Origin of the sequence: Mycoplasma buteonis (assembly GCF_000733865.1) — a bacterium.
GTDB lineage: Bacteria > Bacillota_I > Bacilli_A > Mycoplasmatales > Metamycoplasmataceae > Mycoplasmopsis > Mycoplasmopsis buteonis.
Map to the genome: position 1 here is coordinate 184,355 of NZ_JPOK01000005.1, position 8,745 is coordinate 193,099.

General features: G+C 27.7%; 9 protein-coding genes and 2 tRNA genes. 3 read left to right on the top strand and 8 right to left on the bottom strand.

Going from position 1 to position 8,745, the window contains the following annotated elements; genetic code table 4:
• Nucleotides 1-309 precede the first annotated feature (309 nt).
• Together EI91_RS01690 and EI91_RS01695 are read left to right on the top strand one after the other, a co-directional pair.
• Nucleotides 310-395: transfer RNA gene (locus EI91_RS01690), tRNA-Leu, on the top strand.
• Nucleotides 396-401: 6 nt separating this feature from the next.
• A tRNA-Lys gene (locus EI91_RS01695) sits at nt 402-477 on the top strand.
• A gap of 709 nt (nt 478-1,186) precedes the next feature.
• On the opposite strand, the gene EI91_RS01700 is transcribed toward EI91_RS01695, so the two are convergent.
• The 8 genes from EI91_RS01700 to truB all read right to left on the bottom strand — a co-directional run bounded on the left by EI91_RS01700 (nt 1,187) and on the right by truB (nt 8,328).
• Nucleotides 1,187-2,014, bottom strand: coding sequence for a deoxyribonuclease IV (locus EI91_RS01700; protein WP_036452332.1), 828 nt, complete (start codon nt 2,012-2,014; stop codon nt 1,187-1,189).
• 1 nt (nt 2,015) lies between these two features.
• Nucleotides 2,016-3,128: a potassium channel family protein gene (locus EI91_RS01705; RefSeq protein ID WP_036452384.1), complete on the bottom strand. Its 1,113-nt coding sequence runs from the start codon at nt 3,126-3,128 to the stop codon at nt 2,016-2,018.
• Nucleotides 3,129-3,171: 43 nt separating this feature from the next.
• A complete protein-coding gene (locus EI91_RS01710) occupies nt 3,172-4,125 on the bottom strand; it encodes a LacI family DNA-binding transcriptional regulator (RefSeq protein WP_036452334.1) in 954 nt (317 codons plus the stop codon).
• A gap of 190 nt (nt 4,126-4,315) precedes the next feature.
• Nucleotides 4,316-5,320 carry a recombinase RecA gene (recA, locus tag EI91_RS01715; RefSeq protein ID WP_036452335.1) on the bottom strand — a complete coding sequence of 335 codons (1,005 nt, stop codon included), beginning with the start codon at nt 5,318-5,320 and terminating at the stop codon, nt 4,316-4,318.
• 85 nt (nt 5,321-5,405) lie between these two features.
• The gene (rpsO, locus tag EI91_RS01720; RefSeq protein ID WP_036452338.1) at nt 5,406-5,672 is read right to left on the bottom strand and encodes a 30S ribosomal protein S15; all 267 of its coding nucleotides are present in this window, start codon (nt 5,670-5,672) and stop codon (nt 5,406-5,408) included.
• A gap of 131 nt (nt 5,673-5,803) precedes the next feature.
• Nucleotides 5,804-6,679, bottom strand: a complete 876-nt coding sequence (locus EI91_RS01725; protein WP_156954229.1) for an FAD synthase — start codon at nt 6,677-6,679, stop codon at nt 5,804-5,806.
• On the bottom strand, nt 6,679-7,497 hold the full coding sequence (locus EI91_RS01730; RefSeq protein WP_036452341.1) for a YcsE-related riboflavin metabolism phosphatase: 819 nt from the start codon (nt 7,495-7,497) through the stop codon (nt 6,679-6,681). Before EI91_RS01730 ends, EI91_RS01725 begins: the two co-directional genes overlap by 1 nt.
• Nucleotides 7,498-8,328: a tRNA pseudouridine(55) synthase TruB gene (gene truB, locus EI91_RS01735; RefSeq protein ID WP_036452344.1), complete on the bottom strand. Its 831-nt coding sequence runs from the start codon at nt 8,326-8,328 to the stop codon at nt 7,498-7,500. It lies immediately after the preceding gene.
• Nucleotides 8,329-8,504: 176 nt separating this feature from the next.
• Between truB and EI91_RS01740 the strand changes: the two genes are divergently transcribed.
• Nucleotides 8,505-8,745, top strand: a 241-nt coding sequence (locus EI91_RS01740; protein WP_036452347.1) for a hypothetical protein, incomplete at its 3' end; no start/stop codon positions are given.

The window sequence follows — 8,745 nt, forward strand, 5'->3', positions numbered from 1 at the left end:
CTAAAGTAATTTTAATTTGACAGCTGTAAAATCACCTTCTTTTCTTTGTTTGTTTATAGGTTTTTATAGCTTTACTTTAGTGACAAACCATTTGGTTTGTCAGGTTGTCGTTCTTTACTAAATATTTAATTATTTTGCAAATCGCCATTTAGGCGATTTTTTATTAAAATCATATTTTTGCTTGGAAACTTGCTATTTTTTGTTATCATAAATAAGCACTAAATATTAAAAAATATTTTTTTAAAAAAATAAAAAAATTCTTTTGTTTTTTTAAAAAATAAATTATAATATTAAAGCAAACAAACAAAAGCCCGGGTGGCGGAATGGTAGACGCAAGGGACTTAAAATCCCTCGGTAGCAATACCGTGCTGGTTCAAGTCCAGTCCCGGGCACCAAAATGTGCGTCCTTAGCTCAGCAGGTAGAGCAAATGGCTTTTAACCATTGGGTCAGAGGTTCGAATCCTCTAGGACGTACCATTTCAAGAAATTGACCAAAGAAAACACGAAAGTGTTTTTTTTTTTTTTTTTTTTGATTTGCTCAGTAGCTTTTAATTGCTATTTACAATTATGATATGAGAAATCATAAGGATGCTTGCAAGACTTAGGAGTTATTATATGACAAAACTAATTTTTTTATGTTAGAAAATGTAAAAAAACTTTCAAAGTATGATAAAAGAAATAGTTTTAATGTTATTACAAGAAAATTAAGGTTATATACCAACTGAAAACATTTAATAGATGTCAATTTAGATTAATTATTACAAACAGCTTTAGATACTTTGCATAGACATAAAAATAAACAGTAATCAAAAAATCAACTATTGTTAATGATGTTAAAAATCTAATTCATAATACTATCATGATCACAGCTGAATGAGGGAAAGAAATTTGATTAAACAATTTAAAGAAGAATATAAAGCAGAGCTAATGTAAGCAACAAGAAAAAAAATAGATTCAGACTCCTAATTAATTAGTTGAATTATAATGTATTGTCAATTACATTTTGATTGAGAATAATGTTAATAAATTTGCTTTTTTAAAAATATTAGCGACATCAAAAAGATAAATTATTTGATAATTCTGCTTTCATTTAAGTGTGCTTAAATAAGCTTTAAATTCGTTTAAAAAAAGAATGAAGTTATACACTTCACTCTCAATTTAGAAATTAAATTTAAAAGTTCATAAATTATTTATCTAGCAACATTTTAATTTCTTGTTTATAAGGCGAACCTTCTTCGGTTCAAGGTGTTTCTAGAATAATCGGAATGTTATCAAAATCTGGGTCATGAACAAATTGTTTTAAAGTTTTTAATCCAATAAAACCTTGATCAATATTTGCGTGACGATCTTTGTGTGAACTAAGATCGTTTTTGGAATCGTTTAAATGAATAACTTTTACCTTAGGTAATAAGTTATATTTATTTAATTCATTTTTAAATTGATAGTATTGTTTTAAGTCATATCCTGCATCTCATAAGTGGCAAGTATCTAAACATACAGCAAGGCGATCAGAATTTACTTCTTTTAGAAGGTAAGTGATTTGTGCGAAATTGATACCAATTTCTGTACCTTTACCTGACATAGTTTCAATACAAATGATAACATCTTTAGTTTGACTTAAAATATATTTTAAACTGTTTGCCAAAGTATCTAAAGCTACCTCAGGAGAGTAAGTTGTATATGCTCCTGGGTGTAACACCAATAAGTTGCAACCTATATAATTCATTCTTTTTATTTCTTTAATTAAAAAATCATTTGAGTAGTCGCTTTTTTGTGGGTTAGCTGGATTAATAATATATGGTGCATGAACCACAATATCTTTTTTTGGGATTTTATCACTAAATTGAGCTTCATATTCTGCTAATTTATATTCAGATTCACTAGCACGTTTAGTTGTTTGTGGAGCTCCTAAATAAATCATCATTGTGTTAGCTCCATTTTCCAGAGCTTCACTAGCTGCACCAAACAAATAGTTTGGTTTTTTAAAAGAATTAAAGCTACCTAATTTAATCATTTTATTCTCCTTTATTGTTTGTTTTTATTTCTTTTTTCACTTTTATTTTATCAACTAATTTTTGACGTTTTTGATTTTTTTCGTTAGCTTTCTTTTGTTGAACTTCTGTTAGAAAAGCACTTGCAATAATCCCTGATGGAATTGCGATAATAGCAATAGCTAAAAGGGAAATGAAAACAACGATAATTCTTGTTATAGGCGCGTGTGGAACGAAATCACCATAACCAATTGTGGTTAACGTAATAGTTGTAAAATAAATTGCAGTTCAAAAATCAGTTACATATCCATTACTTAGAGCAGTAAATTGTGAATCGTGATGTTCTAAGTAAGGTATTGTAATCTCAATAATTTTCTTGTATGTATCACTGGTTACATCAGGATTATTTGTGCTTTCTAAGTAATTTTGGTATTTTGTAAACATTTCTAAACTAGAATTTTGTTTAGCTCATTCTCAAGCATAATCTGTTTCAATTTGTTTTAAATATCCTTGTTCATTATTTCAAATTACAAATGCAAATAAAATAATTAAAATAACAATTAATAAAAACACTGAACTAAGAACTTTCTTTTGTGAGCTAAATACTTTTGTGATAGCAGAAAAAGGTGCAAATATTGTCAGAACCATAAAAAGTCTTACGATTCTAATAATATTAAAAGTTTTAAAATATTCTACCGTTTTTTTGAATTCATCAGTTGTAGTTCCGAAATACCCAATAATGTGAATAGAAGCCAAAATACAGCAAATAATTACTATTGAGTTTCATGAAAAAACATATTTTAAATAAGTAATGAAACTATTTTTATTTGTAATATTTTTAATATATTGGTAAGTTAGTGCGTGTAAAACATAATCAGCTATAAAAATAATTAATGTAAATAATTGAACAAATTTAATTGCAGTTTGTATTTGTTCACTTGTGATTCTAAATAAGGAACTAAAAGAAATTAAACAACAAATTGCTACAACAACCGCATAAATTGTTCTAAATAAAATAACTAACTTATTATTGTCTAGAGTTTCTGCTTCTTCATTTTTTGATCACACTACAATAGCTAAACTTTTTCAAAATTTTTCTTTATTAAAAGATGCTTTTTTTCAAAATTTTCAATTCATATTTTCCTTTCATGATTAAAAAAAGATGCGTTTGCATCAATTATTAAACTACTTGCAATTTTATAAATTTTGTTTGGATTTCATTGTCGTTTGATTCGCTTATAATAATCATTCTTTCGATTTCATATCCAATTTTTGCGTAATCAATAAAAATTTTTGATTTGTAGTTATTAATATTATCGTAAATTGAAGTATAACCAATATCCGTTAATCTCAAACTTCTTGTACCTATTACAGCTAGCGAAATAAAAGCTTCGTGTGTAGAACATACAATATTAGAAAAACCTTCTTTTTTGGTGTATTTATCAAAATCAACAATATCTTTTTGCTGTTTTCTCATTGGGATTACATAATATTCGTATTCAATATTTAAATCTTTACATGCTTTTTCAAAACCTCTAAAACGATCATTTCTTTGTGTTAATGAAAGCTTTTCATCTGCTAAAAATAGCATTTTTTGATTATCTTTTCCTAATTTATCGTAAAAATTACGAGTTAATAATTCAAAAGAACTAGTTTCATCTGGTTTAATTCAAGAAAGTCCATCAACTTGATGTCCATATATAATAAAGTTAACATCTTCTATTTTTCTAATAAATTCAAAAAATTCTCTATCGTAATAAGGAATAAAAACTACCACTGAAGTTGGACGTCAAGATAAGATATATCTAACAGTTGCTATATATTCTTCGGTTGTAGTTCCAGTATAAGAGGTATTAACTCTTTTATTGTTTCTTTTAGCAGAAACAATAATTCCATTAACTATTTGAGAATAAGAAAGTTCTCCTCAAATAGGCATAATTACAAAAATTGAGCGATCTTTACCACGAATTAAGCGTGCACCATGATTTGGAAAATATTCATGTTTACGCACAACTTCTTCAATCTTTTGCTTAGTTGCTTTAGAAACATATCCTTTATTATAGTAACGGCTAACAGTTGAAATTGACACTCCAGCTAACTCTGAAATATCTTTATATGATATTTGTTTTTTCATGCATCCATTATAACAAAAATATGGAAAATTTTCCACATTTTTTGACAAAAAAACCACATATATGTGGCTAAATCATTATGTGAAAGGAGGGTTATATCTCAAGCAGTGATAGTTCGTAACTATCTCATTCTTGTTTTATCAACAAGTATTGATTAAATTATAGCATAAACTTTTACTAAAGTAAGAATTTTTAATTTTTATTTTGCATCATAGCTACAATAATTTTTTCTTTTAATTCTTGATGTTCATTTAGATATTCTTTCATATTCTTTTTACCTTGAGCAATATTCTTATCATCTAAACTATATCAAGCTCCTTTTTTGTCGATTATTTCTAATTCTACTGCTGCATCAACTAATTCTCCAATTTTATCAATACCTTTTGAAAAATAAATTTCACTATTAGCTGTTTTATAAGGTGCCGCAAGTTTATTTTTTACAACCTTAAATTTTATTTCGTTACCGATGATGTCTTTGGTTTCATTAATAACTGAACCTTTTCTCACTTCAATTCTAATGCTTGAGTAAAATTTTAAAGCTCTACCACCAGGAGTTGTTTCAGGATTACCAAAAATCACTCCTACTTTTTCACGTATTTGATTTATAAAAATAATTGTAGTTTTATTTTTGTTTAAATTTCCTGTAATTTTACGAAGTGCCTTTGACATCAGTCTAGCTTGCAAGCCAATTTGCTGATCTGTCATTTCTCCGTTTAGCTCTGCTTCTGGAACTAGTGCAGCAACAGAGTCAACCACAATTAAATCTACTTTTCCGGTTTTAGCTAAAATATCAACAATTTCTAAAGCTTGCTCTCCAGAATCAGGTTGTGACAAAATGAGTTGATTTATATCTACACCAATATTTGCAGCATAACCTGGATCGATTGAATGTTCAGCATCAATAAATGCAGCAATACCACCATTATTTTGTACCGCTGCAATAGTGTGTAAACTTAAAGTAGTTTTTCCACAGCTTTCAGGACCATAAATTTCAATAATACGTCCTTTTGGTAAGCCATTAATTCCTAAAGCACGATCTAATGCATAGCTACCGCTGTGAAAAGTTTCGACATTAGCATTAGGAACTTCTCCAAGCAACATAATAGCTTCTTTACCGTATTTTTTTTCAATTTCTTTTAGAGCTTCTTTTATATCTTTATCAGAATCAATTGTTATAGGTTTATTTTCTGAGTTCATTTTTCCTCCATATAATAAGGAAACTTTTTCTTTAATTTTACAAAAAAAGAACAAAAAAATCTCTAGACATGCTAGAGATTTAAAATTATTTACGAATGTTTAAATCTACAAGTGTTTTAGTGTATAAATCTAAATCTGTATCTTTAAGGTGTTTTAATAAAACTTTACGTTGTGCAATTTTTGCTAAGAAACCTCTACGTGAGTGGTTATCTTTAGGGTTGTTTAAGAAGTGAGGTTTAAGTGTTTCAATATCTTCTGTTAAAATAGCGATTTGAACAACTGCATTTCCTGTATCTTTAGCGTTTTTCCCGTATTTTTGCACTAATTCAGCTTTTCTTTCTTTTGAAACCATAATATTTCTCCTTTTATTATGTTTTAAACCTAGTTAATAATTACTTATTAACCAAGCTTAAAATTTATGTTTTACTAATTTTATATTAGCTTATTTATTATATGATAAATTTAATTTTTTCAGAGCGAAAGTTAGAAATTTTGTCAAACTTCTTTTGCAACAATTCAATCACTTTCGCTAATTTTATCTTTTTGATTAGAAACAATTAAACGTGTCTTATCTAAAATTTCAATTAACATGTTAGTTCCAGTTTTGATTTTAGACATATCAAATTCAAAAAGTTTTAAAAAATAATTGTTTTGTAAATCAATATGCAATAAAGCATAAAAAACCATGTTTTCAATTAAAACATTAACCGCGTAAACACCAGGGTGAATTTTAGTTAGAAACTCAAATTTTTGAATTTTTGAATCTTCTAAATAAATTGCACTAAAAGAATAAGGAGAAATTAATTTACTATTAACAAATTTAATGTTCCCAAACAAAAGTTCTTCTTTTAGTTTTGAAGTTGATATTTTCTTATCGTCCATTTTAAGCAGTTTATAAACATGTAAATTTGCATTTGGTAAAAAAGATTGAATACTTAAAACATCACAGCTAGCATTTCTTCCGAAACGAAAATCTTCTCCAACAAAAATATCAACTGGTAAATTATTTGTGAGTTTAGTTAAAAATTCATACCCTTCTAGTAGTGCGACTTTTGAAAAATCTAATTGGACTACTAGATCAAAATCTAGCTGTGCAATTGTCATGTATTTAGCATGATTGTCATAAAAAACTTCGCCTTTAAATTTAGGCATTAAGTCTTCATTACTAAAGCAGACTAAAATTTTTCTACCCTTTGCTTTTTGATTAAGTTCATTGTATAGAAGTAGATGTCCTTTATGAAAGGATTCAAAACTTCCAAGCATAAAAGCATCACTTTCTTGAGGCTTAAAAAGATGAAAAGGAACAATTTCTAATGTTGCAGGTTCTTCTGTAGTATCAACATTAACGAAGTTAGCCATTAAATAAGTTTTAATTCCTTTAATTTTCAATATACACCATCATATTCACAATCAAGCGCAATATCTTTAGCAACACGTTTGATTTTATCGTTAGCTCTTTCCATTGCTACACCGTAAAAAGCGTCACGCAACATTTCGAAGTCATTAGAACTGTCACCAAAAGCGATTAAATAATCCATAGAATAACCTAACTTATTAGTTAAAATTTCAAGTGTGTGGCTCTTGGTTACATTTTTAGGACTAATAAAGAAACCTCTCGATCAACGAGCTGAAATTTCCATGTCATAATTTTTTTCTTCAATGTACTTAGCCATTTTGTCGCTAAGTTCTCTAGTATTATGTTCTGAATTAATTGTAGCAACATATAAATCAGTTCTTGAAAGATATCCTTCTGCAAAATCATGATAATTTTCTACAAATGGACGAATAAATCATGAATTTAGTGATAAACTCGGTGATTTATATACTTTATCAAAATCAGAAACTGAAAAGCCATCCATTTGCTCATCAAACTGACGGTATACATCAATAATTTCGTCTTTTTTCAGTGTCGCTTTAAAAAGAAACTCTTTTTTATTGTTATCTCAAATAAAAGCACCGTTTGCACCAATAAAATAATCAACTGGTGCTAATTGTTCTAAAAAATCTCCAATTGTAGCAAATTCTCTAGCTGTTGAAATTACAGTTGTAATTCCTTGATTTTTTAAAGCTTGAAACATCTTTTTTGTATTTTTACTAAAATATGTTTGACCATTAGGAAGTAATGTTCCATCAACATCAAAAGCAGCAACTTTAATTTTGTCTTTTAAATTTTTCATCTATAACCTTTCTAAAAATACTTTTTTTGGATAATAAGTATTTTGTTTAACCTCACCAACACTGACTATTTGTTTATTTTTACTTAATAAATAAATAGCGTCATTTTTTGTAATTTGAAAACTTCTACCATAGCTAAGTTCTTTAGCTTGAGCGTCATTTATTTCTAAAATTTGGTAGTCAAATAAATCTGTTAAATTTATTTCTTCTGTTTCTTGTTGTTTTAGATTATCTAAAGTAACGTTACCACAAGCTGTTCGAATCAAAGAATCCATTACAGCTGAGCTATTGCATTCTTTAGCAATGTCCATTAAGATGCTACGAACGTAAGTTCCTTCGGATACTTGCATTTGAATTTTTGCACTTTGCTTCTCGAAATCAAATTCTAATAGTTCTAATTTATGAATTGTAATTTTTTGTGGTTTTAGTTCTACTTTGATATTTTGTCTAGCTAAGTCATAAGCTTTTTGACCGTTAATTTTTTTAGCACTATAAATTGGAGGTATTTGACTAGTTTGTTTTTTTATTTTATCTATGGCTAGTAGTAACTCTTCTTTGGTAATTAATTTATCAGTAACCTTTTCGTATTTTGTATCAATATCATATGATTCTGAGTAGTAACCAAAAAAGCAAGTAGCAATATAACTTTTTGTTTTATTGCTAATATATTGAAGTAATTTAGTATCTGAATCAGTAGCAACAATCATTAGTCCACTTGCTAGTGGATCTAATATTCCACTATGTCCAATTTTTTTTGCAGCTAGTTGCTTAGATAATTTCCGTACAGATTCATTAGCAAAACTACTGCTTTTTTTGTGATATTTGTAAAACATAATTCTCCAATTCATATCAAAATTTGTTTGCTTACTAATTATATAATTTAGTTGTATTTTTCATAAAAAACGAATTTTAATTATTAAAATTTCGATGTTGTCAAGTATAAGTCACCACAGGATATGAAAGAGCACCAAACGGTGCTCTTTTGTTTACAAATTTAAGGAGGTAATTCATGGGTGCTTATTCAAACATATTACTCGAAGAAGAATGAATGTCAACTTTATCGGAAAAAGAGCTTCGAAAATTTTGATTAAAAAAATCTTTCAACGAACAAATTAATTTGGATTTTGAAAAGAAATATAAAAAGTCCGTAATCTTTAAAACACACACCACAAATTTACCGAAGATTGCAGCTAAGCAAATTTTTCTTTCAAAAACATTTTATGAAATGTTAAACACTAACGGTATCATGG